This window comes from Cytobacillus sp. Bac17 (assembly GCF_024519925.1).
GTDB lineage: Bacteria > Bacillota > Bacilli > Bacillales > Cytobacillaceae > Cytobacillus > Cytobacillus pseudoceanisediminis.
Genome location: NZ_JALJRC010000135.1, coordinates 1 through 309 on the forward strand (window position 1 = coordinate 1; position 309 = coordinate 309).

At 65.7% G+C, this 309-nt stretch carries 1 protein-coding gene; it reads left to right on the top strand.

What is annotated here, in order from left to right; all coding sequences use genetic code 11:
• Window positions 1–309, top strand: a 309-nt coding sequence (locus NR125_RS29530) for an LON peptidase substrate-binding domain-containing protein (RefSeq protein ID WP_372675493.1), incomplete at both ends; no start/stop codon positions are given.

Consider the following 309-nt stretch of genomic DNA (forward strand, 5'->3'; position numbering starts at 1 on the left):
CGGATGGCTACGCGCTGATCGGCTGTGAAGCGCTGATCCGCGACTTCAAGCAGCAGGATAACGGCCTGCTGGGAATTCGTGTCGAAGGCGGTCGCCGTTTCCGTGTGCGTGACGCCGGGGTGCAGAAGGACCAGTTGCTGGTGGCCGAGGTGCAATGGCTGGAAGAACTGCCGGACCAGGCGCTGGAAGAAGAGGACGCCGACCTGCTGGCCTTGCTCCAGGCCCTGGCCGAACACCCGATGGTCGCCTCGCTGGACATGGGCACCCACGCCGATGGCCAGCAGGCGCTGGGCAATCAGCTGGCGTACC